Source organism: Marivivens donghaensis (assembly GCF_011806565.1).
Taxonomy (GTDB): Bacteria; Pseudomonadota; Alphaproteobacteria; order Rhodobacterales; family Rhodobacteraceae; genus Marivivens; species Marivivens donghaensis_A.
In genome coordinates, this window is the sequence record NZ_JAATOP010000002.1 from 177450 (window position 1) to 202048 (window position 24599).

Below are 24599 nucleotides of genomic sequence, written 5' to 3' on the forward strand. Positions count from 1 at the left end.
CGCGAGGCGACCCTTTTTCTTTGAGGACATTATGGATATCCGCTCGATTTTCATGGGCTTGGCGTTTGCGCTGATGTGGTCTTCGGCGTTCACGTCGGCACGGGTCATCGTGCAGTACGCGCCGCCGATGACGTCGCTCGCGCTGCGGTTCCTTGTGTCCGGTATCCTCGGCATCGCGATTGCCTACGCGATGGGGCAGCGCATCAAACTCAGCCGCGCCCAATGGAAAGCGACGTTCATTTTCGGCGTCTGCCAGAACGCGCTGTATCTGGGTCTGTTCTTTGTCGCGATGCAGACGATCGAGGCATCGCTCGCTGCGATCCTCGCGGCGACCATGCCGCTTATCGTGGCGCTGTTCGGCTGGGTGCTGGGCGATCGTCCGCGTCCGCTTGGTGTGCTTGGTCTGCTGCTGGGCTTTGGCGGTGTTGCGATCATCATGGGCGGACGTATCGGCGGCGAAGTCGATGTGAACGGCCTCATCCTCTGCGCCATCGGTGTGACCGCTCTGGCGATTGCTACGCTCTCGGTACGTAACGCATCGTCGGGCGGCAACGTGCTGATGATCGTGGGACTACAGATGCTCGTCGGCGCGGCTGTACTGTCGGTGCCTGCCGCAATTCTGGAAAGCGGCCCGATCATCTGGAGCTGGCAGCTCATCGTCGCGTTCTTCTACACCACGCTCGTGCCGGGCCTTCTGGCGACGCTGGTGTGGTTCCTGCTGGTGCAGCGGGTCGGCGCCGTCAAAGCGGCGACCTTCCACTTCCTGAACCCGTTTTTCGGGGTCGTGATCGCTGCGGTGCTGCTGGGCGAGGCACTGGGCATTGCCGACGTCATTGGCGTCGCCATTATTGCCGCAGGCATTCTCGCCGTGCAGCTCTCCAAACAGAAGAAGCTGGCTTAACCGATCTGGCCGCGAACACCACCGGTCTGCGCGCGGTCCAGCAGGATGTGATCAAGGATCACACAAGCCGCCATCGCCTCACCAACGGGCACAGCGCGGATACCTACGCAAGGATCGTGACGGCCTTTGGTGACAACTTCGGTCGGCGAGCCATCCATCAGGATCGAGCGGCGCGGGCTCAGGATCGACGAGGTCGGTTTGACCGCGAAACGCACCACGACGTCCTGACCGGTCGAGATACCGCCAAGGATGCCGCCCGCGTGGTTCGAACCATAGCAGATCTCACCGTTCTCGTAGAAAATCTCGTCCGCATTGTCGCGGCCCGTCAGCGCGGCGGCATTCATGCCTTCGCCGATCTCGACGCCTTTAACGGCGTTGATCGACATCATCGCGGCAGCCAGATCAGTGTCTAACTTGGCATAAACCGGCGCGCCGATACCTGCGGGGACATTGCGGGCAACGACTTCGATGATCGCGCCGACGCTGTTGTGGTCGTCCTTGCGCAGCCAGCCGAGGTAGTCTTCCCACTCCTGCGCGGCAGCCGCGTCAGGGCACCAGAAATCGTTCTGGTCGATGGTCGCCCAGTCGAAACGGTCACGGTCGATGGTCTTTTCGCCCATCTGAACCATGTAGCCTTTGATCTCGATACCCGGAGCGACCTGCTTCAGCACTTCGCGGGCCACACCGCCCGAAGCCACACGGGCTGCGGTTTCACGCGCCGACGAACGGCCACCACCGCGGTAATCGCGCAGGCCGTACTTCTGGTGGTAAGCGAGATCGGCATGACCAGGGCGGAAGGTCTGGGCGATGTTGCCGTAGTCCTTGGACCGCTGATCGGTGTTTTCGATCATCAGCTGGATCGAGGTGCCCGTCGTGGTGTCCTCGAATACGCCCGACAGGATTTTCACTGCGTCGGGTTCATTCCGCTGGGTAGTGTTCTTGTTCTGACCCGGCTTGCGCTTGTCGAGCCAGACCTGGATCATCTCAGGAGTCAGCGGGACGCCCGGCGGTACACCGTCGACAGTGGCACCCAGAGCGGGTCCGTGGCTTTCGCCCCAAGTGGTGGTGCGGAAGATATGGCCGAAGGTGTTGTATGACATGGGCGCCTCCTTTGCCCTGCGTTTACCGCGCGTTGGCTGCATGTCCAAGCTGTTTCATCATTTTGCTTGCGCCTGCATTTGAGGTGGATATGTTTCGCCTCACCTCGGGGTGCTGGCAATGCTGGCTGAGATGCGAAAGCGAACCCGTTGAACCTGAACCGGTTAAAACCGGCGGAGGGAAGGTCATTAGATACGCTCTAGGCCCCCATCCGTTCGGCGCATGGAGCAAGATTATGAAGAACTACCTCTACCATGTCGCAGGACTTTGCCTCGTCGCCACTGGCGCAATGGCGGATACCCCTGTGCTGAATGTTTACACCTACGACGGCTTTGACAGCGACTGGGGCCCCGGTCCGCAGATCGAAGCGGCGTTCGAGGAAACCTGCGCATGTGATCTGCAATGGGTTGCCGCAGGGGACGGCGCTGCCGTCCTTTCGCGCCTGCGTCTGGAGGGTGACAACACCGACGCTGACGTGGTGCTTGGCCTCGACACGAACCTCGTGGCTGCCGCTCGCGAGACCGGCCTGTTTGCTGCGACCGATGTGTCGGCTGAATACGATCTGCCGGTCGCTTGGGAAGACGACACCTTTGTGCCGTTCGACTGGGGCTACTTTGCTTTCGTCGCGAACAAGGACGTCGAAGCCCCCGCTGATTTCCGCGAACTGGCTGACAGCGACCTGAAAATCATCATCGAAGATCCGCGCTCGTCCACGCCGGGCCTTGGCCTGCTGATGTGGGTGAAAGCCGCCTATGGCGATGAAGCTGCCGATATCTGGGCCGATCTGGCTGACAACATCGTCACCGTCACGCCGGGTTGGTCGGAGGCTTACGGCCTGTTCCTCGACGGCGAGTCGGACGCTGTGCTATCCTACACCACCTCGCCTGCGTACCACGTCATCGCGGAAGAGGACGACAGCAAGACCTCATGGAGCTTTGCCGAGGGTAACTACATGCAGGTCGAAGTTGCGGCCAAGGTCGCATCGACCGACACGCCCGAGCTGGCTGACCAGTTCCTCGCTTTCCTCGTGACGGACGCGGCGCAGTCGATCATTCCGACGACCAACTGGATGTTCCCTGCGGTCACGCCCGAAACCGGCCTTCCCGAAGGTTTTGGTGATCTGACCCAGCCCACAGAGGCCCTGCTTCTGTCGGCCGAGGATGCCGCTGCCGCTGCTGCACCGGCTATCGAAGAATGGCGCGACGCACTCGCTCAGTGAATCTACCGCGCTGGCCAGGGGCGGCGGTTGTCGCCGTCCTCTTGTTGCTAACGCTGGGCACGCTCGCCGCAGTCCTGTGGCGGGCGGATTCCTTTAGTGGCCTTGGCCGCGCCGATTGGGCGGCGGTCAGGTTCACAGTTATCCAAGCCTTTGTTTCCGCGCTGCTTTCCGTCGGTTTTGCGATCCCAGTCGCCCGCGCGCTGTCGCGACGGCGGTTCATCGGGCGCGGGCTCCTGATCACTCTGCTTGGTGCGCCGTTTATCCTACCAGTGATCGTGGCGGTCTTCGGGTTGCTGGCCGTTTTCGGGCGCAACGGGCTCTTGAACGAGGCGCTGCAATGGCTCGGCCTGTCCAAAGTTTCAATCTACGGGTTCAGTGGCGTTGTCCTCGCGCATGTGTTTTTCAATCTGCCATTGGCGGTGCGGATGATCCTGCAAGGCTGGCTCGCAATTCCGGCTGAGCGGTTCCGGCTCGCCGCGTCGCTCGGTGCCCCGGTTGGCGTACTGCTTGAACGCCCTATGCTGCGCGCCGTCTTGCCCGGTGCATTCCTGTCCATCTTCCTCATCTGTCTGACCAGCTTTGCAGTGGCGTTGACGCTCGGTGGCGGGCCGAAGGCGACCACGGTCGAGCTAGCCATCTACCAAGCGGTGCGGCTCGACTTTGCGTTGGACCGCGCGGCGTTGCTCGCGGCGGTGCAGTTCGGGCTGACGATCGTCGCCGCCACGGTGTCGTTCTGGATCGCGCTGCCCGAGGGGTTCGGCTCTGGCCTCGACCGAGAAATTACCCGCTGGGACGGCCAGAAAGCGTGGCAGAAGATCGTGGATTTCGGGTTCATCACCCTCGCAGTTCTGTTCCTGATCTTGCCGCTGATGATGGTGATCCTGCGCGGCGTGGCGGGCCTTTCAGACCTGCCATCATCTGTCTGGCCCGCAATCGGGCGATCGCTGGCGGTGGCGCTGACGTCCACGGCGCTGTGCCTTTTGGCCTCCCTCGTCTTGGCCCTGCGAGGTGGGCGAGCGGTCAACGTCGCTTCGGCGCTCCCGCTTGCGGCTTCATCGCTCGTAGTCGGCACGGGGCTTTTCGTGCTGGTCCAGCCGTGGATGAACCCCGCAAAGGCCGCTCTACCCGTCACCATCGTCATGAACGCTTTGATGGCGCTCCCGTTTGCGCTGCGCGTCATCGAGCCGGCGGTGAACAAGGCGGAGGCCGACTATGCCCGACTGTCCGATATGCTGGGGCTCAAGGGCTGGGCGCGGGTTCGGATCGTGATCCTGCCGCGCATTCGTCGCCCGTTCGGCTTCGGCGCTGGCCTTGCGGCTGCGCTGTCGATGGGCGACCTAGGCGTTATTGCGCTGTTCGCCACGGAAAAGCAGCAGACCTTGCCGCTGCTGATGTACCAATTGCTTGGTAGCTATCGCAATGATGCGGCCGCGGGCGCGGCGCTAGTGCTGCTTGGTCTGAGCCTCGCGCTGTTCTGGCTGTTTGATAGAGGAGGGCGCGTCGATGCTGACGCTTGATGCACTCGAGATTACACAAGGCGACTTCCGCCTCGGTGCCGATATGTCATTCGAAGCGGGCCAAGTGACCGCGCTCATCGGGCCGTCGGGTGCTGGCAAGTCCACCCTGTTGTCCGTTGTGAACGGCTTCTTCAGGCAGACCTCTGGCCGCGTCCTTTGGCAGGGGAAGGCAATTGACGATCTGCAACCCGACGAACGTCCGGTCGCGACCCTGTTTCAGGACAACAACCTGTTTCCTCACTTGACCATTGCCCAGAACGTCGGGCTGGCGCTGGGGCCGAAGCTGTCGTTCGGGAGCGATCCGCGCGTGGCAGAAATGTTGTCTGCTGTAGGACTCACGGGGATGGAGGGCCGCAAGCCCGCGCGCCTGTCCGGCGGTCAACAAAGCCGTGCGGCGCTGGCGCGGGTGCTATTGATGGATCGCCCCATCGTGCTTCTCGACGAGCCGTTCTCGGCTCTTGGCCCGGGTCTACGGACGGAGATGCTTGACCTCGTGCGGTCCAAGCTGTTGACGCCCGACCGGTGCATTCTACTCGTGACCCACGACCCCGACGATGCGCGGCGCAGTAGTGATACGGTGGCGCTGATCGACGACAGTGAGGTCGCGCCGCCCGTGCCGACCGAGGAGCTTTTCGCAAATCCGCCGGAGCGGCTCAAAACATACCTCGGAATATAAAGAAGGCCCGCCAGATTGGCGGGCCTTCTTCATTCGTTCGAAGCAGGATTAGTGCTTCTTGTTCTTGTGCGGCGCCCAGATGCGCTTGTTGGTCGCGTAGAGCAGAACCGACAGGACAATCAGGAAGATCACGCCGGTCAGACCAGCGGTCTTACGTGCGTTGAGCTTCGGTTCGGCTGCCCACATCAGGAATGCCGAGATGTCTTCGATCTCGTGCTCCAGCTCGTTCGAGTGCTCGTCGTCGAAATCGACGTCTTCACCCAGAAGCGGCTGCGGCATTGCGATCCAGGAACCCGGATATAGGTGGTTGCCGTGCTCGTCCTTACACTCGTTCGGGAAACCGCCGGTTTCGAAAACGGTGTTGTAGTAGCCCGGGAAGTCTTCCGGAGCACACTCAGGCGCTTCGTGGTAGCCGTGCAGCAGCGAAGCAATGTACTCGGGGCCGCCCATGCCTTTGACGATCTGATTGATGCCCAGACCGTAGGGGCCGTGGAAGCCAGCGCGAGCTTTAGCCATCAGCGACAGGTCAGGTGCGTTCGACATCGAAGAACCCGGGAACTTGTCTGCCGGAGTCGCGGGGCGGTAGTCGCCGTCGCCGCCAGCAAGGGTCGGATCCCAGACTTCGAAGTTACCAGCGTAGGCGTAGACCTGATCTTCCGGCAGGTGCGGTCCGCCCTCGTCGGCAAGGGTGCCGAAGCGGACGAATTCCATGCCGTGACAAGCTGCGCAGACTTCGGTGTAGATCTTCAGACCACGCTGAAGCTGCATCTGGTCGTACGAGCCGAACGGGCCTTCGAACGAGAAGGCAAAGTCTTCGACGTGGCTCTCGCCACCGCCCGCTGCCTGAGCACCGGACGCGAGGCCAAGAACGATGGCAGCGGAAAGGGTTAGTTTACGAAACATCTTTCGGTCCTTTCTCACTCGGCCGGGGTGCCGTAGTGGGCGTTGAAGTCTTCCTCGATGGTCGCCGGCTGTGCCAGCGGCTTTTCGATCACGCCGAGCAGCGGCAGGATGACGAGGAAGTATGCGAACCAGTAGGTCGCAGCGATGAGCGAAATCCAGTCGTACGGGAATACGGTCGACTGGGCACCGACCCACATCAGGACGAAGAAGTCGACGACGAGCAGGGCGAACCACCACTTAAACATCGGACGGTAACGACCCGAACGGACCGACGAGGTGTCGAGCCACGGAGCCAGCGCCATGACAGCGATCGCGCCGAACATCGCCAGAACACCAAAGAACTTGGCGTCGACGATGCCGAAGGTGATGAAGCTGACGAACTGAACAGCCCATACATCGGCGGTGAAGGCACGCAGGATCGCGTAGAACGGCAGGAAGTACCATTCCGGAACGATGTGCGCCGGAGTCGCCAGCGGGTTCGCCTGGATGTAGTTGTCGGGGTGGCCGAGGTAGTTCGGCATGAAGCCGACGATGGCAACGAAAACAACGAGGATCACGGCCAGTGCGAACAGGTCCTTAATCACGAAGTACGGCCAGAACGGCAGGGTGTCGCGCTCGGCTTCTTCTTTCGAAGTACGGCGGACTTCAACACCGGTCGGGTTGTTGTTGCCGGTCGAGTGGAACGCCCAGATGTGCACGATGGTCAGGCCGGCCAGAATGAACGGCAGGAGGTAGTGCAGCGAGAAGAAGCGGTTCAGAGCGGGCTGGCCAACAGCGGTCGCACCAAGCAGCCAGGTCTGGATGGCTTCACCGATGAACGGGATAGCGCCGAAGAGACCGGTGATAACTGCGGTACCGTGGAAGGACATCTGGCCCCAAGGCAGAACGTAGCCCATGAACGCGGTGCCCATCATCACGAGGTACATCAGCATACCGATGATCCAGGTGACTTCGCGGGGCGCCTTGTAGGAGCCGTAGTACAGGCCGCGGAAGATGTGGGCATATACAGCGATGAAGAACAGCGAAGCGCCGTTCATGTGGAAGTAGCGGATCATGTGACCGCCGTTCACGTCACGCATGATGTGTTCGATCGAAGCGAACGCCATGTCTACGTGCGGGGTGTAGTGCATGACCAGCACAACGCCGGTGATGATCTGAAGACCCAGGGTGAACGCAAGGACAATGCCCCAGATCCACATCCAGTTCAGGTTCTTCGGGGTCGGGATCATCAGGGTGTCATAGAGCAGGCCGATGATGCCAATGCGGTTGTGAAGCCACTTTTCGCCGCGTGTCTTCGGCTCGTAGTGATCGTGCGGGATACCGGACATTCGTGCCTCTCCTTAGCCGAGCTGGATGGTCGTGTCGTCGATAAACGCGGCGACGGGGACATCGAGGTTGCGCGGAGCCGGTCCTTTGCGGATACGGCCTGCGGTGTCGTAGTGCGAACCGTGGCACGGGCAGTACCAGCCGCCGAAATCGCCGGCTTCGCCGAGCGGAACGCAACCGAGGTGGGTACAGATACCCATCTGGACGAGCCATACGCCGTCTTCCGACAGGGCGCGATTTTCGTCGGTTGCCGGTGCGTCGCCAGCAATGTTCGAGTTCTCAGCGACCGGGTCAACGAGTTCGCTGACATCAACCGCACGAGCCTGTGCGATTTCTTCTTCGGTACGCGCGCGGATGAACACCGGCTTGCCTTGCCACAAAACAGTCAGCTGGGTGCCGACTTCCACCGTCGAGACATCGACACGGATCGAGGCCTGCGCTTGGACATCGGCGGAGGGGTTCATCTGGTTGACCAGCGGCCAGACAGCGGCGCCGGCCACTACTGCGCCGGCACCAGCCGTTGCATAGTAGATGAAGTCGCGGCGGGTGCCCTGGTGTTCTTCGTGGTTTGACACGGGGTGCATCTCCGATTGTTCCGGGCCTGAAGGCCCATACGAATGGGACAGAAGGCGGAATCCCGCCGTCCATTGGGGCGCTGTTTAGCCACGATTTGTCTTTACGTCTAGCGGACAATCGGGCGCAGGCGGCATAAAGCTCTTGAATAATCAAAAGGAGATACCAGTGATCGAGGGGCAGTGCCTTTGTGGAGAGGTCAAATTTCGCTTCGACGGAACACCCGAGTACATCGCCGAGTGTAATTGCGGCGCATGCCGTCGATATGCGACGCTTTGGGCCTACGGAGATCACGACACGATCGAGATCGAGCACGGCGAAATGGTAGTGTATTTTCGCAACGACAAAATGCTGGGTTTCTATAGCTGCGCGAAATGCGGATGCACGACTCACTGGGATGGCGCAGAGCCGGGGTACCGCGGACGCCGCGCCGTCAACATGCGTCTGGCCGAGCCCGAAGACATAAAAGACATCCGAATCCGCCACTTCGACGGTCGCGACACTTGGACGTACCTTGACTGATTCTACGGTGCCTCACTTGAGACTCTTCGGAGCGAGGCGTAGCATCACGCCGAAATTCATGGGATCTGACTGATGAAAACCAAACTGTTTCTCACTGCCGCCGCTCTCGCGACGCTTCCGGTCGCTGCGATGGCCGAAGTCGAGCTCAGCTTCTATTCGGGCATTCAGGAATCGCCCCACGCCAAGGTCACCGGCTTTGATCCGGATAACGCCGTGTCGCAAAACCTGTCGTTCACTGCCGGATGGGAAGGCAAATCGTTCGAGATGCCGCCGTACTACGGTCTGCGCGCAACGTGGTGGCGTAGTGAAAACTGGGGCTGGGGCGTCGAATATACGCACAGCAAGGTCTATGCTGACGAAGAGACCCTGAACGATAACGGGTACTCGCGTCTCGAATTCACTGACGGCCTGAACATCGCCACCCTGAACGCGACCTACCGCATGCCGAACCAGTGGGGCGCTGTGACGCCTTACGCCGGTGCGGGTATCGGTGTCGCTGTGCCGCACGTCGACATTCAGGCCGATGGCAGCGCGATCCACACGTGGGAATACCAGCTCACCGGTCCGGCGATGCGCCTCTACGCCGGTGCTAAGTACGATCTGAACGCCGACTGGGCGCTCTTCGGTGAGTACCAGTTTTCGTATTCGCAGCATGAGGTCGAGCTGGACAACGGTGGCAACATGGCCACCGACATCATCACGAACGCCATCAACATCGGCGTTAGCTACTCGTTCTGAGTTGAGGGGGCTTCGGCCCCCTTTTTCATTCGGGGCGGGTGCGTGCCAGCGATGGGCGTTCCGACATATTTGCCTGCCAATCGGCCAGAGCGGTTCGTCCTTCGCGCCAGCTACGGTCGCCGCAGCGCAAGTCCACGTATTCCAGAGCGATACAGGCTGCGAGCGACCCCATCGTCGTCGGGCCTTCGAGTACGTGCGTCCAGTCGGCTTCGAGCGCAGAGATCGCGCGGTCGACTTTGGCCCATTGCGCTTTGATCCAATCCTCAAAGACCATGCCCTCGGGGCGGAAACGCTTTTCGTAGGTCATGAGCACTGCGGCTTCCATGATCGCATCACAGGTCGCTTCGACCGTCAGGACTTCCCAGAGGTTATCTTCGGGATAGAGGCCGACGTTCCACTGCGAGTCGAAATAGCGGGTGATCACGCGGCTGTCGTAGATCGCGTGCTCACCGTCGCGGATCAGCGCAGGGATTTTTCCGAGGGGATTGGCGGTGAGGATCTCCGGCGCAGTCGCGTAGGGCGAAGTCGTCACGGAGATTTCTTCGACCTCGGCTTCATGGCCGCTCTCGTAGAGAGCAACGCGGGCCTTGCGAACGAACGGGGAGGCGGCGGAGGTAATCAGCTTCATCTCAAATCCTTTACTGTCCCAATTCCGGCTGCGCCGGAGCCTCCGGCGGAGGTATTTGGGTCAGAATGAAGATCAGGCGCGAAGCTGATTGCCGTCAATGCTTTTGATGACCGCTTCGATGATCTGCGACTCGGGCTGATCGGTGTCGAAGAGGACTTCGGTAAACTGCGCGGTACGGCCCATGCGGTCGTTTTCCATCAGGATGTGATGGGTTTTGCCGACCTGAGCAGCGAGGTGGCGGGCGACGACTTCTTCACCTTTGGCGCGGAGGCGGGCGGCGCGGTCTTTGATGGCTTTGCCATTCACCTGCGGCATCCGCGCGGCTGGGGTGCCAGGGCGGGCCGAATAGGGGAAGACGTGCAGCCAGGTCAGGTGGCAGTCATCCACGAGGCGCATCGAGTTTGCGAAGGCTTCTTCGGTCTCGGTCGGGAAGCCAGCGATGATGTCCGCGCCGAAGGTCATATCGGGGCGCAGTTTGATGGCCTCTTCCGCGAAACGGATGGCATCGTCGCGCAGGTGGCGGCGCTTCATCCGTTTGAGGATCAGGTCGTCACCGTGCTGGAGCGACAAGTGCAGGTGCGGCATCAGGCGCGGCTCGGTCGCGATGGCCTGCATGAGGTTTTCGTCGACTTCGATCGAGTCGATGGACGAAATCCGCAGGCGCGGCAGGTCGGGCACAAGTTTCAGAATGCGCATCACCAGATCGCCGAGTTTCGGCGTGGCGGGCAGGTCAGCACCCCAAGAGGTCAGGTCGACGCCAGTCAGAACGACTTCGTTATAGCCCTTGTCCACAAGGCGTTTGATTTGATCGACCACAACACCCGCAGGAACGGAACGCGAGTTGCCGCGGCCGAAGGGGATGATGCAGAAGGTACAGCGGTGGTCGCAACCGTTCTGGACCTGAACATAGGCGCGGCTACGGGTGCCGAAGCCGTCGATCAGGTGGCCTGCGGTTTCGGTGACAGACATGATGTCGTCGACCTGAACGGCCTCGGTCTCGCCGATCAGGTTCGGTGCCATGCCCTGCCACGTGGCGGGGTTCATCTTTTCGGTGTTGCCGATGACCTTGGTCACTTCGGGCATCGAAGCAAAGGTTTCAGGCTCGACCTGCGCGGCGCAACCGGTGACGATCAGCGTCGCATCGGGGTTTTCACGGCGGAGTTTGCGGATTTCTTGTTTGGCTTTGCGGACGGCCTCGGAGGTCACGGCGCAGGTATTCACGACCACAGCGTTTTCGACCCCTGCCTGCTTGGCGAGGTCTTTCATGGCTTCGGTTTCGTATGCGTTCAGACGGCATCCGAGGGTCGAGAATACGGGCGGCTTCATTTCCATACTCCGTCAAAGACATGAGCGGTCGGGCCGGTCATCCAGACGCCGTCCTCGCGCCAGTCGACATGCAGCGTACCGCCGTCAAGGTCGATGCGCACTTTGCGGCCCGTTAGGCCACGGCGGGAGGCAGCGACAGCGGTTGCGCAGGAGGACGAGCCGGAGGCCAGCGTCAGGCCAGCGCCGCGTTCCCAAACCCGCATACGGAGATGGTCGGGGCTGACGACGGAGGCGAACTGGACGTTGGTGCGTTGGGGATAAAGCGGATCGTGCTCGAACTTCGGGCCGAGGGTCATCAGGTCGACCGCTTCGGCGTCGTCCACGAAGAACGTACAGTGCGGGTTGCCCATGCCGGTCGCGGTGGGCTTGCCGTCGATGGGCAGCTCTAGCGTATCCATTTCCTCGCGGAGCGGAATTTCGTGCCAGTCCAGCTGCGGCTGGCCCATGTTGACCGAGGTCAGGCCATCGCCTGCGTCGAGCGCATAGAGCGTGCCGCGGTCTGTGGTGATGGCCAGCTCGGTCTTGCCAGTGCGGTCCATTTCCCAACGGGCGATGCAGCGGGTGGCATTGCCGCAAGCCGCAGACTGGGAGCCGTCGGAATTCCAGAACACCAGATGCATGTCCGACTCGCGGCCTTCGTGGATCGTGGCCAACTGGTCGAAGCCGATCCCGCAGTGGCGGTCGGCCATGGCAATAGCCAGCGACTCGGTCACGACGGTGCCGAGTTCGCGTTCGTCTATCACTACGAAATCATTGCCTAACCCATGCATTTTCATGAAGGGCAGGCCGGTGTTCTGTTCTGCGCGCATGGGGGCCATATAAGCGCCGCCGAAAAAATATTCCAGAGACGGCATTTGCGGGTTGACCCTTTTCGCGGAGATACATAGAAGGCGCCCCACAGTGGGCCGTTAGCTCAGTTGGTAGAGCAACTGACTTTTAATCAGTGGGTCGCAGGTTCGAATCCTGCACGGCTCACCACTTACTCAAAAAGACGCCTCTCGCAGGCGTCTTTTTTGTTACAAGACCGTCAATTATCGAATTGACGCCTCCGCGACCGACACATAGAAGTCGCGCATAGTGGGCCGCTAGCTCAGTTGGTAGAGCAACTGACTTTTAATCAGTGGGTCACAGGTTCGAATCCTGTGCGGCTCACCACTTCAATGAAAAAAGACGCCCCTCGGGGCGTCTTTTTCGTTTCAGTTGTTCAGATCGATGTCCGGTAGAGAATCAAAGGCTGATTTCAGCGCCGTCCCCCAGCCGTTCGAAATGGCGTGGTACGATGCGTCATCGGCGGCAATCCGGCGGCGGAGGCCCTGCTGGAGCGTATCTGTTTCGTAGACTTGCAGATCGAGCGGCAGGCCAACCGACAGGTTCGCCTTGATTGTCGAATCGAACGACACCAGCAGCAGCTTGGTCGCTTGCTCCCACGTCATGTCCGGCTCGAACGCGCGAACGAGAATCGGTTTGCCGTATTTGGTCTCGCCGATCTGGAAGAACGGGGTGTCATCGCTGGCTTCGACGAAATTACCCTCGGGGTAGACTAGGAACAGGCGCGGTTCGGAGCCTTTGATCTGCCCGCCGAGAATCAGCGTTGCATTGAAGGCCGCATCGGCGCGCTGGCCGGTCATGGCGTTCTCGGCGATTGTCTCTTTGAGCATGTCGCCCACCAGACGCGCGATCTGGAACATGGTCGGCGCTTCCATGATCGAAGGGGCGCGATCCTCGGGCGCTTTGTTGCGCTCTTCGAGTTTGGAGATGACGGCCTGCGTCGTCGCGAGGTTGCCTGCTGACAGGATTGTGATGAAGCGCTCCCCCGGTTCGGAGAACGTCCGCATCTTGCAGAACGACGAAATGTTATCGACACCCGCGTTCGTGCGCGTGTCCGACATGAATACCAGACCGTTATTGAGCCGCATTCCTACGCAGTAGGTCATTGCCGGACGCCTTTATTGTTGCACCTGAAGTTCGACAACGAGTTCTTCACTCGCACCACCGAACCGAGTGCCCGATATAGGTGCCGCGTCGTTATAGTCTAGTCCGGTTGCGACCCTTACATACCGTGTATCCGGCGAAATACCGTTCGATATATCGAATCCTACCCAGCCGAGACTCGGCACCAGTGCTTCTGCCCATGCATGTGTCGCTTCCTGTTCGATGCGGTCGTCCATCAGCAGGTAACCCGACACATACCGCGCTGGCACACCCGCATGACGGCAGCACGCGAGGAAGATATGCGTGTGGTCCTGACAGACACCATGGCCCGCGCTGATCGCGTCTTCGGCGGTCGTCATCGCGTCGGAGCGACCCGTTTCATAGGTCACAGCGTCAAGAATTGCGGCCGACAGCGCATGGAGCCAGTCGAGCGTGCCGACCTCGCCATCCGTCTTGGACAGAATCGCGCGGCAACCGGCACCCGGTTTGGTGAGCGGGGTCTGGTTTTCGAACAGCCAGCTTGGCGCGTTACCCGAATGCGGACCGTAGACGCCGTGTGTGTCCACGATCTCGACCACACCTTGGCTCACCAGCGTGACTTGGGTGGTGTTCGGTTCAAAGCTGACCAGCGTGACGTGGTTCTGGTGGTGGTCCTCGTAAGACAACTCGACCTTGCCGCCTTCGACCTGAATGTCCCAGTCTAGCACCGTCTGGTTGCGTGTGCCTTTCGGCGTTACCCGCAGCTGCTGGAGACCGAACGGCACCGGCTGATCGTAGGTATACGTCGTGCGATGGATGATGTGCAGTTTCTGGGTCATGCGTAGAACCTGTAATCGACTTCGATCTGGTTGCCGAGTTCGGCCACGCTCTTGAGGTACTCCTGAATAAACTGGTGAAGACCGTCGTCGAGCACTTCGTCGATTGATCGCTGCATGGTCCGCAGAGCGAGCTTGTCCGCCATGTCGTGGCATTTCAGGCGCGTGCCGTAGTCTGCCATCAGATACCCGAGGTTATCGCGGATCTTGTCCGTACAGAACGACAGGCTGCGCGGCATACGCTTATCCAGAATCAGGAACTGCGCGATTTCGCGGGGGCGGGGGTCCTGCCCGTAAGAAATCTGGAAACCGCCTTCTGCCGACACCGAACGCAGGATCGTCTGCCACTGGACGTTATCCAGCGAGGAGCCGACCGACATCGCGGAGGGCAGCAGCACGTAGTACTTCACGTCGAGGATACGTGCGGTATTATCGGCACGCTCCACAAACGTTCCGATACGCGAGAAGTCGTAGAAATCGTTGCGCAGCATGGTGCCGTGGGTCGCGCCGCGCACGTAGGCGGTTCGCTGACGGATCATCTGGAGCACTTCCGGCAGATCGCGCTCAGCCACCTTGCGGGCGAGCTTGTTGCACAGAACCATGTAGCATTCGTTCACACCCTCCCAGACTTCGCGGGTGAGGGCGGTGCGCACGGTTTTCGCGTTGTTACGCGCCATACAGATCAGGTTCAGGACGCTCGACGGGTTATCCTTGTCGCGGAGCATCCAGTCGATGACCTGTTCGCGGGTGTAATCGGCGCCGTACGCCGCCTGATAGCCCCAGTGCATCGCGGCAGTTTCGAGCACGCTGGACCACTCGTCCTCACCCGACGGGCGGGTGAGCGACAGGCGCTGGCCCGCTTCGATCAGGCGCGCGGTATTCTCGGACCGTTCAAGGTAGCGGAACATCCAGTAGAGTCCGCCCGCAGTTTTTCCCAGCATCGCGTTACTCCTCCAGAACCCAAGTGTCCTTGGTCCCGCCGCCTTGGGACGAGTTCACGACGAGCGAGCCTTTCTTGAGCGCAACGCGCGTCAGGCCACCCGGTGTGATATCGACCTTATCGGGGCTGACGAGCACGAAGGGACGCAGGTCAACGTGGCGCGGCGCAAGGCCGGTGCGCGTAAACGTCGGTACGGTGGAGAGCGACAGGGTCGGCTGGGCAATGTAGTTGCCAGGGCGCGCTTTGAGCTTCTTGCGGAACTCGGCGATATCCTTCTTCGTCGCAGTCGGCCCGATGAGCATTCCGTAGCCGCCCGAGCCGTGGACCTCTTTGACAACGAGGTCTTCGAGGTTGTCGAGCACGTATGACAGGCTTTCGGGATCGTTACAGCGCCACGTCGGGACGTTCTTCAGGATGGCTTTTTCACCCGTGTAGAACTCCACGATATCAGGCATGTAGCTGTAAATCGCTTTGTCGTCGGCGATGCCCGTACCGGGCGCGTTCGCGATGGTGATATTGCCAGCGCGATAGACGTCCATGATGCCCGGAATACCGAGCGCCGACTCAGGGTTGAAGTTCAGCGGATCGAGGAATTCGTCGTCCACGCGGCGATACAGAACGTCGATCGGCTGATAGCCTTCGGTCGTCCGCATCTGCACGCGGCCATCGACCACGCGAAGGTCGTGACCTTCAACCAGCTCCACGCCCATCTTGTCGGCAAGGAAGCTGTGTTCGTAGTAAGCGGAGTTGAAGATACCCGGCGTCAGCACAGCAACGCGAGGGCGATCACCAGCGCAGTTCGGCGCACAGGCCGCCAGCGAACGGCGGAGCATCTTGGGATAGTTAGACACCTGCTGCACGCGGTTGCGGCTGAACAGCTCGGGGAACATCTGGAGCATCGTCTCGCGGTTTTCGAGCATATAGCTCACGCCAGAGGGCGTCCGCGCGTTATCTTCCAGGACGTAGAATTCATCGGGGCCGGTACGAACGAGGTCGATGCCGACAATGTGGGTGTAGACGCCGCCCGGAGGGGTCACGCCGATCATCTTGGGCTCGAACGCGACGTTCTTGGAGATCATCTCTGCCGGAATGCGGCCTGCGCGCACGATCTCCTGACGGTGATAGATGTCATGCAAGAAGGCATTGATCGCCCTGACACGCTGCTCGATCCCACGGGACAGGCGGCTCCATTCGCGGCCGGATATGATGCGCGGAATGATGTCGAAGGGGATCAGCCGCTCTGCGGCTTCTGCACGTCCATAGACGTTGAATGTGATGCCCGTGAGCCGGAATAGGTCATCCGCCTCGCGCTGTTTTTTACGTAATCTGGACGGATTTTCGTCCTGAAACCAGTTATTGAAATCTGCGTAGGGATCACGGATCGATTCTTGCCCGCTGCCCCACATTTCATCGAAATTGACGCGGTCGTTCATAAGACCAGAATGACTAGCTGTGCACGGATACACAACCGACGACTGTGATCTGGCAGTCATTAATCACTTTTCCGCTGAAAACTTGGGCGATTTGTGTACGTGCATTCTTAAATGCGAAGGGCGCCCGAAGGCGCCCTCAACCTATCAGAGATCGAAGAAGATCGTCTCGTCAGGCCCTTGCAGGTGAATCTCGTGGCGATAGGTGTTTCCGTCCCGCTTTGCGATCAGGGTGGGCACGCGAGACTTCAGTTCGATGCGGGACAGGAACGGGTCGGCCTCGTTCGCGTCGGTCTCGTCATCGAAATAAACGCGGGTCGCGAGGGCGAGGTTGATGCCGCGCGCCGCGATCCACATCAGAACGTGCGGAGCGTAGGTCTTGCCGTCGACGCTCACAGCGCCCGGTTTGATCGTCTCGAACTTAAAGACGCCGGTATCATGGTCCGCGTGCTGGCGACCGAAGCCGGTGAAGTGCGGATCGGCTTCGCGGCCATCTTCGGGCGAGGGGAAAACACCATTCGCGTCGGCCTGCCAAATTTCGACCATCGCGTCTTTGACCGGCGTGCCCGAGCCGTCGAAAATCACGGCCTCGATGTTGACACGCTCACCTTTGGCATCGCCCGTAATCATCGTCGAGCCAAGGTCGGTGTCGAAGATCGTGTGGATGCCCGTGGTGTTCGGCATACAGCCGATGTGGACGTAGGGACCAGCGGTCTGCGATGCGGATTCTTTGAGTTTCGGTGCATAAGGCATGGCTTAGTTCCCTTCCTTACGGTTTTCGAAAACGGTGGAACGCTTGCCGCGCAGAACGATGTCGAAACGGTAGGCACGCATGTCGTGCGGACGCGAGTTGTGCATATCGAGGCGCGCAATCAGGCGGTCGATCGCGTCCTCGTCAGGGATCGTTTTCACAATCGGGCAAAGCGCGATGTTCGGGTCACCTTCGAAGTACATCTGGGTGATCAGGCGCTGGGCGAATGCCGCGCCGAAGACGGAAAAGTGGATGTGAGCGGGGCGCCAGTCATTTTTGCCGTTCGGCCACGGATAGGCACCCGGACGGATGGTGAAGAAGTGGAAGTAGCCGTTCTCGTCGGTCATCGTGCGACCGCAACCGCCAAAGTTCGGGTCGAGCGGCGCGAGGTAGGTGTCCTTCTTGTGGCGATAGCGGCCACCGGCGTTCGCCTGCCAGAATTCGACCAGCGTGTTGCGCACGGGGCGGGCCTCTTCGTCGAGGACATAACCGTGGACCATGATACGCTCACCGATGGCGCTCTCCCCCGCTTGGGCGAAGTTGAGGATCAGGTTGTTATCCAGCTCGCCGATTAGCGAATGACCGAAGGTCGGACCGGTGAATTCGGTCGGCGAGCCATCAAAGCCGATGGGCGCCTTTTGCGGGGAACGCAGGACCGATGTCCGATACCCCGGCGTGTATGCGGGCGGGTGCATATTCAGGTCGCGGGGATAATACCCAGATTTCATCTGTCCTCCTCCAGCGCTCGCGGCGCTTCAGTCACTTCCTCGGGTGTTGAGGGATCGTGACTGATTGCTTTTGGAAAGTAAAATGACGATATGAAGTTTATGATTTCCAGAATCGGAAAGTAAATGATCGACCGCAGGATCAAATTCCGTCACATCCAGTGCTTCGTGGAAATTGCGCGGATGCAGAGCCTCAAGCAGGCCGCCGACCGCCTTTGTCTCACGCAGCCTGCGATTTCCAAGACGTTGAAAGAGCTGGAAGATATCCTCGGCAAAGCGCTGATGACGCGCAGTCGGGCGGGTGTGGAATTGACCCGCGAGGGCGAGGTCTTCCTACAGTTCGCAGAGATGAGCGTCGGAGCGATCCAGCAGGGCATCGACAGCGTCGCGCAGTCGGGCGATAGCGGAAAACAGGTGCTGATCGTCGGCGCGCTGCCATCGGTCGCGGCTTGGCTCATGCCCGTTGTGGCGCAAGAATTCACCCAGATCGCGCCGGATGTGGTGCTGCGGATTATAGACGGTCAGCATGGTGTGCTGGTGGATCGTCTGCGGCAGGGCGCACTGGATCTGGTCATTGGTCGCCTCGGTTCGCCCGAGAGCATGGCGCAGGTGTCATTCACCCAGCTTTACAACGAGCAGGTCGATTTTGTCGTGCGTCCCGGCCATCCGATCCTTGATGACCCGCGGCTTGAACGGATCGACGAATGGCAGGTGGTCTACCCGTCTCCGGGGTCCGCGATCCTGCCGCTCGTGCAGCGATACTTCCTCGCGCACGCTATTAGTGAGCCGCAGAACCGCATCGAAACGGTCTCGGGCGCTTATGGGCGGGTTTATGTGAGGAATTCCGACGCGGTCTGGATCATCTCGGCTGGCGTGGTCGCCAATGAGGTCGCCGAAGGCCGCTTGGTCCGTTTGCCACTGGACACGTCGCTGACGCGCGGGCCTGTTGGCCTGATGTCTCGTCCCGAAACAGAACAAACACCAGCCGAACGCATGTTCCGGCTGGCGGTCAATCGGGCGCTGGCGTCGCTCGGGATCGGTTAGATCCGATTCAGCGTCTCGCCGGGGTGCAGTTTCGGGGTGAGTTCGATCACGAGGCCCTCATCCGCATCGGGATCGGCCACGCGGTCGGCAATGATCTTTGCGGCGCGCTCACCAACTTCGCGGCGGCAGGCATCCATCGACGCCAGTTTGCGCGGCAGACCGTCGAGCAATTCGACGCCGTTAAAGCCCGCAAGGCCGATCTGACCCGGTACGTCGTAGCCCTTTTCCAGCAGGTAAAGCAGGCCGCCCGCGCCGATCATGTCGTTCGAGTAGTACAGAAAATCGAGGTCAGGCGTGCGCTTCAGGAGCGCTTCGGTCATCTCGCGGCCTTTGGCCAGCGCGGAACCGCCCGAGTAGAATTCCTGATCCGCTATCTCCAGACCCGCCTTCGCAAGCGTCTGGGTGAAGCCTTCGAAACGCTTCCGCGCACGGTGGTCGAGCGGCATCTTGGTACCGAGGAAGCCGATACGCTTGAACCCGTTCTCGAGGATCGCTTCGGCCATCTTGCGGCCAGCACGGCGGTGCGAAATGCCGACGCACGCGTCCACAGGCTCGCCGTCCACGTCCATGATTTCGACAACGGGACAACCTGCCTGCGCCAGCATGGCGCGCGACGCTTCGGAGCGTTCGAGACCCGCAATGATCACGCCCGACGGACGCCACGACAGCATCTCGAACAGGACTTTCTCTTCCTTTTCAGGGGTATAGTCCGTCACGCCTACAACAGGCTGAAGGTCTGTGCCCGACAGAACGTCCGAAATACCCGAGAGCACTTCGGGGAAAACCATGTTGCCGAGGCTTGGAATAATCACTGCCACAAGGTTCACACGCTGCGACGCTAGAGCGCCCGCGATCTTGTTCGGCACATAGCCCAGACGCTTGGCAGCTTCCTGAACACGCAGGCGGGTCGCCTCGCTCACGTCACCTTTGTTACGCAGAACGCGGCTGACGGTCATTTCACTGACGCCCGAAGCTTCGGAAACATCACGCAGAGTCAGGGGGCGGCGGTTCGTAGGTTTCAAGGTGCTACCTTTGAGAGTGTCACGTTTTCTTTAACTATCACCTCATACAGTACCAATCCAACCACGCAATGAGACAAGATTGACCTTCGTCTCAATCTTGGGCAATCAGTGCGGCGATGGCCCCGTGGCTCAACTGGATAGAGCAGCCCCCTCCTAAGGGGCAGGTTACAGGTTCGAATCCTGTCGGGGTCACCATCGCCCACATCAGGTCATGCGGATGACGTCCTTATCGATGGCGAGCATGTAGCCGCGGCGGGCGATGTTTTTCACGAGTAGTTCGCTAATCATCTGGTTGCCGAGCGTATCGCGTAGACGTTTGATCCGCGTGGCACCCGCAGCTTCGTCACAGTCGGACGGATCACGGCCAGAAATGACGGCTTCGATCTGGAGGCCGGACATCACCTCGTCGTCCATACGCGCCTCTGCCAGAACGGCGAGCGTCTCGATGGAGGCCTCGGTCAGTTTGAATTCGAAGTCATTGAGCGTGACCGTGTTCTGGTCGCGGCTGATGACGAGCGAGTTGATCTCGATCCCTGCGCGCTCGATCTTGCTCATCCGGCGGTTCATCTCGATCAGCATCACGAGGAAGGCGACGGCCGCGATCAGAAGCGCGGTCGCAAAAACGAACAGTACGAATATGACGAAGCGGTAGGATGCAAGCGTGTCCTGAAAGGCCGTTCCGGACTGGGCGAGGATTTCCAGCAACTTGAGTTCGGCCTGCGCTGTCAGGTCGTCATTCTGGATGAACAGCTGCTCGACGCGGGCGTTGAACGCGTTCGCATCGGGAAGGTTCGCGAACAGCACGACGGCTGCCAGAACGAGGACCAGAACAACTGCCGAAATGCCCGCAACCACAACGCGGTTACCTGCCTTCAGCGATTCAGAAGCGGAGAAAATTTTCGCCTGCACTATCGCGCCTTTCTTCCAGTCCGTTCTCGTCGAACACGCTGACAATATTCAGCAGTATCCAGCCCGCACCTTCAAGACGCGGAGCCAGTTCGTTTGCGGCGGCCTCGATTTCGCAGGCGCCGTTGATCTGAGCGACCCCGTACTGCAAGCGCAGCGGGTCGTCCTGCTTGGCTTTGTAGTCGGCGTAGCAATCGGCCTGAGCCGCCGTGCCGAACAGTGCCAGAACGATGGGAAGTATGTGTTTCATGATGCACTTAAATGAACAGAGCAGGGGCAGCTATTCAATAACACTTCGCGCCAGATGCCTTTCAAAGGCGCGTTATTGTCTGACAGGGCGCTTTGAGCCGATCACCGTGGCAAGCGCTGCACGACGCGGCGCATCTATGCCACGGAGGAGGTCCACATGCGTAACGCTCTCATTGCCGGCCTGGTTGCTGCCGCTCTTTCCCTTGCCAACCCTGCCGCAGCGCAGACGGCGAATAGCCATAATAACGATGACATCGGTAAGCTGATCGTCGGGCTCACGTTCCTTGCGCTTGTCGGGACTGCGCTGTCAAAAAAAGACGACACGCCGCCCGCGCCGGAAGCGGTCGAAAATGATGATCACCGCGACTGGGAACGTCGTAACGACTACACCCGTCACAATGACCGCGACAATAACGGCCGCTGGGACAATCATGGCGAAAACAACGGCCGTTGGAACGACAACCATCCGTCCGAGCTGACCCGCGCCCTGCCTGCACAATGTCTGCAAGGCGTTCCGACCTACAACGGTCCGGTGTCGATCTACACTTCCGAATGCCTCCAACAGAACCGCGTGCAGATCACGCGGCTCCCCGGAAACTGCGCACGTCAGGTGCGCGGGGTTCGTGACGAACACTATGGGTTCGATCCGGACTGCCTGAGCAGCTATGGTTTCAACATGTTGCGCAGGTAAATTCCTGACAGGGAGGAGGCGCGCGAAACCCCGATAGCGCGCCGCCAGCGGGGCAGGGGGTTCCAACAGCCCTCTGCCCCATCTATCAGAAGGCATGACCAAGACTGTTCCCGATCTGAGTTTCGAACTGGCCGCGCGAGAGCGCGGCTTTCTGCGTATCGCTGGTGTGGATGAGGTTGGGCGCGGCCCGCTTTGTGGACCGGTCACAGCCTGCGCCGTGGTGCTGGATCTGGAAAAAGTGCCCGAGGGCCTGAACGATTCAAAAAAGCTGAACGCGAAGCAACGCAATGCCGCGCTGGAGGCGTTGCTCGACGTGGCCGAGGTGTCGATTGCCCACGCCACGGTCGAGGAGATTGACGAGATCAACATCTACCACGCTTCGCACCTCGCGATGGTTCGTGCGGTAGAAGGCCTTTCGGTGCAGCCCGATCATGTGCTCGTCGACGGCAACCGCATCCCTAAAGCACTGCCCATGGCAGCCGAAGCGATCGTGAAAGGTGACGCGCTGTCTGTGTCGATTGCGGCCGCTTCGATTGCCGCGAAAATCTGCCGAGACCGCTTGATGGTGGACTTGGCGCAACAGTATCCGGGCTACGGTTGGGAGCGTAATGCGGGTTACGGAACGTCAGAACACCTTGCTGCGCTTAGAGAATTTGGCGTCACGCCGGTTCATAGACGGTCCTTCAAGCCCGTCCACAATATCTTGTATCAAGAGTAAAACGTAAGCTCTTGATTCAATAAAGCTTTTGACACCGCTCCTTCTCTGCCCCATTTTAGCCATCAACCAGAGAGCGGAAAAATCCGCCGGTTAACGAGGCAGTAAAAAATGAACAGAGCAAAGGAGACGGGCGTGGAAACGCTCCCTCTTAACACCATTCTTGCGGGCGATTGCATCGAACAGATGAACTCACTGCCGGAAGCAAGCGTCGATCTTGTTTTCGCAGACCCGCCCTACAATCTTCAGCTTCGTGGCGACCTGCATCGCCCCGATAACAGCAAGGTCGACGCGGTCGACGATCACTGGGACCAGTTTTCGTCGTTCAAAGCGTATGACGACTTCACGCGTGAGTGGCTGAATGCGGCGCGCCGCATCCTCAAGCCGAACGGTGCCATCTGGGTGATCGGCAGCTATCACAACGTGTTCCGCATGGGCGCAGAGCTTCAGAACCAAGGGTTCTGGATTCTCAACGATGTTGTGTGGCGCAAGTCGAACCCGATGCCGAACTTCCGCGGCAAGCGCCTGACCAACGCCCATGAGACGCTGATCTGGGCCTCAAAAGAGGAAGCCAGCAAGTACACCTTCAACTACGAAGCGCTCAAAGCGCTCAACGAAGGTGTCCAGATGCGTTCGGATTGGGTTCTGCCGATCTGCACCGGTCACGAGCGTCTCAAAGACGACGCCGGTGATAAGGCACACCCGACGCAGAAGCCTGAATCGCTGTTGCATCGCGTCCTTCTGGGTACAACGAACCCTGGTGATGTGGTCCTTGACCCGTTCTTTGGCACCGGCACCACGGGTGCGGTAGCCAAGATGCTGGGCCGTGACTTCATCGGTATCGAGCGTGAGGAAGAGTACCGCAAGGTCGCCAAGCGCCGTATCGATGCGATCCGCAAGTTCGACCGCGAAGCACTTCAGGTGTCGCAGTCCAAGCGCGCCGAACCGCGCGTTGCCTTCGGTACGCTCGTCGAGCGTGGCCTGCTGCGTCCGGGCGAGGAGCTGTTCAGCTTCAACGGCCGTCACAAAGCCAAGGTCCGCGCAGACGGCACTCTGGTCGGCTCGGATGTGAAGGGATCGATCCATCAGGTTGGAGCGCACTATGAAAGCGCACCGAGCTGCAATGGTTGGACGTACTGGACATTTAAGCGCGACGGCCAGCTTGTGCCGATCGATCTGCTCCGTCAGCAAATCCGCGCCGAAATGAAGGGCAACTGATCTTTCTACCAGTTACCGCCGGAGCCTCCGACCCTGCTCGGTCGAAGTAGGCTCTAACTTACCCCGCCGTCATGAACGGCGGGGCTTTTTGGCAAAGATTTTTACCAATCTTTTCCGATCTTAGGCAGCAGCGCGCTGGTGCTCGCCTTCTTCGATTTCCTCGACAATTTTCGCGACAAATGCCGGAAGGTCGTTCGGATTACGCGATGTAATCAGGCCCTTGTCGGTCACGACTTCCTTGTCATGCCACTCACCGCCAGCATTCACGATGTCGGTCTTGATCGAGTTGTACGACGTGACCTTCTTGCCTTTTACGATACCTGCCTCGGCCAGCAGCCACGGTGCGTGACAGATCGCGGCGACGGTTGTACCCGAGTTGTAGAAGGTCTTCACGAGGTCCACCGCCTCGGGGATCGTGCGGAGGATGTCGGGATTGATCTGGCCACCCGGCAGAACGAGCGCGTCGTAGTCGGCTGCATTCACGTCGGCGAGCGCGAGATCGGCTTCGACCTCATTGCCCCAGTCCTTTTCATCCCAGCCCTTGATGGCCTTACCATCAGGCGATGCGACGTGGACGGTAGCGCCCTTGTCTTTCAACTCGTGCAGCGGGGTTTCGAGTTCCGACTGTTCGAAACCGTTGGTGGCGAGGATAAGGATTTTTGCTTCGGTAATCTTCGGCATGGTGGCCTCCTGATTCAATTTCATTTGGCCGGAAAACCAATGAAGCAGGGGCT

27 protein-coding genes, 3 tRNA genes and 1 riboswitch are annotated in these 24599 nt (G+C 60.0%); of the genes, 13 read left to right on the plus strand and 17 right to left on the minus strand.

Going from position 1 to position 24599, the window contains the following annotated elements:
• The first annotated feature begins 31 nt into the window (after positions 1–31).
• Positions 32–901, plus strand: a complete 870-nt coding sequence (locus HCZ30_RS03710; RefSeq protein WP_167636442.1) for a DMT family transporter — start codon at positions 32–34, stop codon at positions 899–901.
• Here HCZ30_RS03710 and aroC read toward each other — a convergent pair.
• Positions 898–2001 carry a chorismate synthase gene (aroC, locus tag HCZ30_RS03715; protein WP_167636444.1) on the minus strand — a complete coding sequence of 368 codons (1104 nt, stop codon included), beginning with the start codon at positions 1999–2001 and terminating at the stop codon, positions 898–900. The two genes, HCZ30_RS03710 and aroC, sit on opposite strands and share 4 nt — an antisense overlap.
• A gap of 95 nt (positions 2002–2096) precedes the next feature.
• Positions 2097–2198: riboswitch (TPP riboswitch) on the plus strand.
• A 36-nt stretch (positions 2199–2234) separates the two neighbouring features.
• On the opposite strand from aroC, the gene thiB reads away from it, so the two are divergent.
• The 3 genes from thiB to HCZ30_RS03730 are packed head-to-tail and all read left to right on the plus strand — an operon-like array spanning position 2235 to position 5411.
• Positions 2235–3218 carry a thiamine ABC transporter substrate binding subunit gene (gene thiB, locus HCZ30_RS03720; RefSeq protein ID WP_167636446.1) on the plus strand — a complete coding sequence of 328 codons (984 nt, stop codon included), beginning with the start codon at positions 2235–2237 and terminating at the stop codon, positions 3216–3218.
• Positions 3194–4735: a thiamine/thiamine pyrophosphate ABC transporter permease ThiP gene (locus tag HCZ30_RS03725; RefSeq protein ID WP_167636448.1), complete on the plus strand. Its 1542-nt coding sequence runs from the start codon at positions 3194–3196 to the stop codon at positions 4733–4735. Before thiB ends, HCZ30_RS03725 begins: the two co-directional genes overlap by 25 nt.
• Positions 4722–5411 carry a thiamine ABC transporter ATP-binding protein gene (locus HCZ30_RS03730; protein ID WP_167636450.1) on the plus strand — a complete coding sequence of 230 codons (690 nt, stop codon included), beginning with the start codon at positions 4722–4724 and terminating at the stop codon, positions 5409–5411. Before HCZ30_RS03725 ends, HCZ30_RS03730 begins: the two co-directional genes overlap by 14 nt.
• Before the next feature lie 48 nt (positions 5412–5459).
• Here HCZ30_RS03730 and HCZ30_RS03735 read toward each other — a convergent pair whose 3' ends face one another.
• Genes HCZ30_RS03735 through petA form a run of 3 tightly spaced genes read right to left on the minus strand, consistent with a single transcriptional unit; the run spans position 5460 to position 8215 of the window.
• Entirely contained in the window at positions 5460–6314 is an 855-nt protein-coding gene (locus HCZ30_RS03735; RefSeq protein WP_167636452.1) for a cytochrome c1, read from the minus strand.
• A gap of 14 nt (positions 6315–6328) precedes the next feature.
• On the minus strand, positions 6329–7642 hold the full coding sequence (petB, locus tag HCZ30_RS03740; RefSeq protein WP_167636454.1) for a cytochrome b: 1314 nt from the start codon (positions 7640–7642) through the stop codon (positions 6329–6331).
• Positions 7643–7654: 12 nt separating this feature from the next.
• The gene (gene petA / locus HCZ30_RS03745) at positions 7655–8215 is read right to left on the minus strand and encodes a ubiquinol-cytochrome c reductase iron-sulfur subunit (protein WP_167636456.1); all 561 of its coding nucleotides are present in this window, start codon (positions 8213–8215) and stop codon (positions 7655–7657) included.
• A gap of 166 nt (positions 8216–8381) precedes the next feature.
• On the opposite strand from petA, the gene HCZ30_RS03750 reads away from it, so the two are divergent.
• Entirely contained in the window at positions 8382–8735 is a 354-nt protein-coding gene (locus HCZ30_RS03750) for a GFA family protein (RefSeq protein WP_167636458.1), read from the plus strand.
• 72 nt (positions 8736–8807) lie between these two features.
• Complete coding sequence (locus HCZ30_RS03755) at positions 8808–9473, plus strand: outer membrane protein (protein ID WP_167636459.1); 666 nt, start codon at positions 8808–8810, stop codon at positions 9471–9473.
• Between the two features lie 25 nt (positions 9474–9498).
• Here HCZ30_RS03755 and HCZ30_RS03760 read toward each other — a convergent pair whose 3' ends face one another.
• The 3 genes from HCZ30_RS03760 to dapF all read right to left on the minus strand — a co-directional run bounded on the left by HCZ30_RS03760 (position 9499) and on the right by dapF (position 12236).
• Positions 9499–10101 (minus strand): glutathione S-transferase family protein, encoded by a 603-nt coding sequence (locus tag HCZ30_RS03760; protein WP_167636461.1) that lies wholly within the window; start codon positions 10099–10101, stop codon positions 9499–9501.
• A gap of 72 nt (positions 10102–10173) precedes the next feature.
• The gene (gene mtaB / locus HCZ30_RS03765; RefSeq protein WP_167636463.1) at positions 10174–11427 is read right to left on the minus strand and encodes a tRNA (N(6)-L-threonylcarbamoyladenosine(37)-C(2))-methylthiotransferase MtaB; all 1254 of its coding nucleotides are present in this window, start codon (positions 11425–11427) and stop codon (positions 10174–10176) included.
• Positions 11424–12236, minus strand: a complete 813-nt coding sequence (gene dapF, locus HCZ30_RS03770; protein WP_167637060.1) for a diaminopimelate epimerase — start codon at positions 12234–12236, stop codon at positions 11424–11426. The genes mtaB and dapF overlap by 4 nt, the downstream gene beginning before the upstream one ends.
• 93 nt (positions 12237–12329) lie before the next feature.
• On the opposite strand from dapF, the gene HCZ30_RS03775 reads away from it, so the two are divergent.
• Positions 12330–12405 (plus strand) — tRNA-Lys (locus HCZ30_RS03775).
• A 101-nt stretch (positions 12406–12506) separates the two neighbouring features.
• Positions 12507–12582 (plus strand) — tRNA-Lys (locus tag HCZ30_RS03780).
• 41 nt (positions 12583–12623) lie between these two features.
• Here HCZ30_RS03780 and HCZ30_RS03785 read toward each other — a convergent pair.
• From HCZ30_RS03785 to pcaH, 6 genes are all read right to left on the minus strand, one after another.
• Entirely contained in the window at positions 12624–13361 is a 738-nt protein-coding gene (locus HCZ30_RS03785) for a proteasome-type protease (RefSeq protein ID WP_167636465.1), read from the minus strand.
• A 12-nt stretch (positions 13362–13373) separates the two neighbouring features.
• Positions 13374–14177 carry a transglutaminase family protein gene (locus HCZ30_RS03790; protein WP_167636467.1) on the minus strand — a complete coding sequence of 268 codons (804 nt, stop codon included), beginning with the start codon at positions 14175–14177 and terminating at the stop codon, positions 13374–13376.
• Positions 14174–15115, minus strand: a complete 942-nt coding sequence (locus tag HCZ30_RS03795; RefSeq protein WP_167636469.1) for an alpha-E domain-containing protein — start codon at positions 15113–15115, stop codon at positions 14174–14176. The genes HCZ30_RS03790 and HCZ30_RS03795 overlap by 4 nt, the downstream gene beginning before the upstream one ends.
• A 4-nt stretch (positions 15116–15119) precedes the next feature.
• Complete coding sequence (locus HCZ30_RS03800; protein WP_167636471.1) at positions 15120–16547, minus strand: circularly permuted type 2 ATP-grasp protein; 1428 nt, start codon at positions 16545–16547, stop codon at positions 15120–15122.
• Between the two features lie 144 nt (positions 16548–16691).
• Entirely contained in the window at positions 16692–17297 is a 606-nt protein-coding gene (pcaG, locus tag HCZ30_RS03805) for a protocatechuate 3,4-dioxygenase subunit alpha (RefSeq protein ID WP_167636472.1), read from the minus strand.
• Positions 17298–17300: 3 nt separating this feature from the next.
• The gene (gene pcaH / locus HCZ30_RS03810; RefSeq protein WP_167636474.1) at positions 17301–18023 is read right to left on the minus strand and encodes a protocatechuate 3,4-dioxygenase subunit beta; all 723 of its coding nucleotides are present in this window, start codon (positions 18021–18023) and stop codon (positions 17301–17303) included.
• Between the two features lie 123 nt (positions 18024–18146).
• Between pcaH and pcaQ the strand changes: the two genes are divergently transcribed.
• Complete coding sequence (gene pcaQ, locus HCZ30_RS03815) at positions 18147–19064, plus strand: pca operon transcription factor PcaQ (RefSeq protein WP_167636476.1); 918 nt, start codon at positions 18147–18149, stop codon at positions 19062–19064.
• Here pcaQ and HCZ30_RS03820 read toward each other — a convergent pair.
• Entirely contained in the window at positions 19061–20086 is a 1026-nt protein-coding gene (locus HCZ30_RS03820) for a LacI family DNA-binding transcriptional regulator (protein ID WP_167636478.1), read from the minus strand. The genes pcaQ and HCZ30_RS03820 overlap by 4 nt on opposite strands.
• A gap of 118 nt (positions 20087–20204) precedes the next feature.
• Between HCZ30_RS03820 and HCZ30_RS03825 the strand changes: the two genes are divergently transcribed.
• Positions 20205–20281, plus strand: a tRNA-Arg gene (locus HCZ30_RS03825).
• Positions 20282–20290: 9 nt separating this feature from the next.
• Here HCZ30_RS03825 and HCZ30_RS03830 read toward each other — a convergent pair.
• Positions 20291–20995: a winged helix-turn-helix domain-containing protein gene (locus HCZ30_RS03830; RefSeq protein WP_322743290.1), complete on the minus strand. Its 705-nt coding sequence runs from the start codon at positions 20993–20995 to the stop codon at positions 20291–20293.
• On the minus strand, positions 20967–21242 hold the full coding sequence (locus HCZ30_RS03835; protein ID WP_167636480.1) for a hypothetical protein: 276 nt from the start codon (positions 21240–21242) through the stop codon (positions 20967–20969). The genes HCZ30_RS03830 and HCZ30_RS03835 overlap by 29 nt, the downstream gene beginning before the upstream one ends.
• Before the next feature lie 156 nt (positions 21243–21398).
• On the opposite strand from HCZ30_RS03835, the gene HCZ30_RS03840 reads away from it, so the two are divergent.
• The 3 genes from HCZ30_RS03840 to HCZ30_RS03850 all read left to right on the plus strand — a co-directional run bounded on the left by HCZ30_RS03840 (position 21399) and on the right by HCZ30_RS03850 (position 23865).
• A complete protein-coding gene (locus HCZ30_RS03840) occupies positions 21399–21932 on the plus strand; it encodes a hypothetical protein (protein ID WP_167636482.1) in 534 nt (177 codons plus the stop codon).
• A 94-nt stretch (positions 21933–22026) separates the two neighbouring features.
• A complete protein-coding gene (locus tag HCZ30_RS03845) occupies positions 22027–22650 on the plus strand; it encodes a ribonuclease HII (RefSeq protein ID WP_167636484.1) in 624 nt (207 codons plus the stop codon).
• Positions 22651–22758: 108 nt separating this feature from the next.
• Positions 22759–23865 (plus strand): site-specific DNA-methyltransferase, encoded by a 1107-nt coding sequence (locus HCZ30_RS03850; RefSeq protein ID WP_167636486.1) that lies wholly within the window; start codon positions 22759–22761, stop codon positions 23863–23865.
• Positions 23866–23985: 120 nt separating this feature from the next.
• Here HCZ30_RS03850 and HCZ30_RS03855 read toward each other — a convergent pair whose 3' ends face one another.
• Positions 23986–24546, minus strand: a complete 561-nt coding sequence (locus HCZ30_RS03855; protein WP_167636488.1) for a type 1 glutamine amidotransferase domain-containing protein — start codon at positions 24544–24546, stop codon at positions 23986–23988.
• Positions 24547–24599 lie beyond the last annotated feature (53 nt).

Coding starts and splice junctions, on each gene's coding strand:
- petB (WP_167636454.1), bottom strand. CDS start 7,642: ATGTCCGGTATCCCGCACGATCACTACGAGCCGAAGACACGCGGCGAA.
- HCZ30_RS03710 (WP_167636442.1), top strand. CDS start 32: ATGGATATCCGCTCGATTTTCATGGGCTTGGCGTTTGCGCTGATGTGG.
- HCZ30_RS03795 (WP_167636469.1), bottom strand. CDS start 15,115: ATGCTGGGAAAAACTGCGGGCGGACTCTACTGGATGTTCCGCTACCTT.
- HCZ30_RS03725 (WP_167636448.1), top strand. CDS start 3,194: ATGGCGCGACGCACTCGCTCAGTGAATCTACCGCGCTGGCCAGGGGCG.
- HCZ30_RS03790 (WP_167636467.1), bottom strand. CDS start 14,177: ATGACCCAGAAACTGCACATCATCCATCGCACGACGTATACCTACGAT.
- HCZ30_RS03760 (WP_167636461.1), bottom strand. CDS start 10,101: ATGAAGCTGATTACCTCCGCCGCCTCCCCGTTCGTTCGCAAGGCCCGC.
- HCZ30_RS03840 (WP_167636482.1), top strand. CDS start 21,399: ATGCGTAACGCTCTCATTGCCGGCCTGGTTGCTGCCGCTCTTTCCCTT.
- HCZ30_RS03730 (WP_167636450.1), top strand. CDS start 4,722: ATGCTGACGCTTGATGCACTCGAGATTACACAAGGCGACTTCCGCCTC.
- HCZ30_RS03800 (WP_167636471.1), bottom strand. CDS start 16,547: ATGAACGACCGCGTCAATTTCGATGAAATGTGGGGCAGCGGGCAAGAA.
- aroC (WP_167636444.1), bottom strand. CDS start 2,001: ATGTCATACAACACCTTCGGCCATATCTTCCGCACCACCACTTGGGGC.
- pcaG (WP_167636472.1), bottom strand. CDS start 17,297: ATGCCTTATGCACCGAAACTCAAAGAATCCGCATCGCAGACCGCTGGT.
- thiB (WP_167636446.1), top strand. CDS start 2,235: ATGAAGAACTACCTCTACCATGTCGCAGGACTTTGCCTCGTCGCCACT.
- pcaQ (WP_167636476.1), top strand. CDS start 18,147: ATGATCGACCGCAGGATCAAATTCCGTCACATCCAGTGCTTCGTGGAA.
- HCZ30_RS03835 (WP_167636480.1), bottom strand. CDS start 21,242: ATGAAACACATACTTCCCATCGTTCTGGCACTGTTCGGCACGGCGGCT.
- HCZ30_RS03855 (WP_167636488.1), bottom strand. CDS start 24,546: ATGCCGAAGATTACCGAAGCAAAAATCCTTATCCTCGCCACCAACGGT.
- HCZ30_RS03785 (WP_167636465.1), bottom strand. CDS start 13,361: ATGACCTACTGCGTAGGAATGCGGCTCAATAACGGTCTGGTATTCATG.
- HCZ30_RS03845 (WP_167636484.1), top strand. CDS start 22,027: ATGACCAAGACTGTTCCCGATCTGAGTTTCGAACTGGCCGCGCGAGAG.
- HCZ30_RS03850 (WP_167636486.1), top strand. CDS start 22,759: ATGAACAGAGCAAAGGAGACGGGCGTGGAAACGCTCCCTCTTAACACC.
- HCZ30_RS03755 (WP_167636459.1), top strand. CDS start 8,808: ATGAAAACCAAACTGTTTCTCACTGCCGCCGCTCTCGCGACGCTTCCG.
- pcaH (WP_167636474.1), bottom strand. CDS start 18,023: ATGAAATCTGGGTATTATCCCCGCGACCTGAATATGCACCCGCCCGCA.
- HCZ30_RS03735 (WP_167636452.1), bottom strand. CDS start 6,314: ATGTTTCGTAAACTAACCCTTTCCGCTGCCATCGTTCTTGGCCTCGCG.
- dapF (WP_167637060.1), bottom strand. CDS start 12,236: ATGCGCGCAGAACAGAACACCGGCCTGCCCTTCATGAAAATGCATGGG.
- mtaB (WP_167636463.1), bottom strand. CDS start 11,427: ATGAAGCCGCCCGTATTCTCGACCCTCGGATGCCGTCTGAACGCATAC.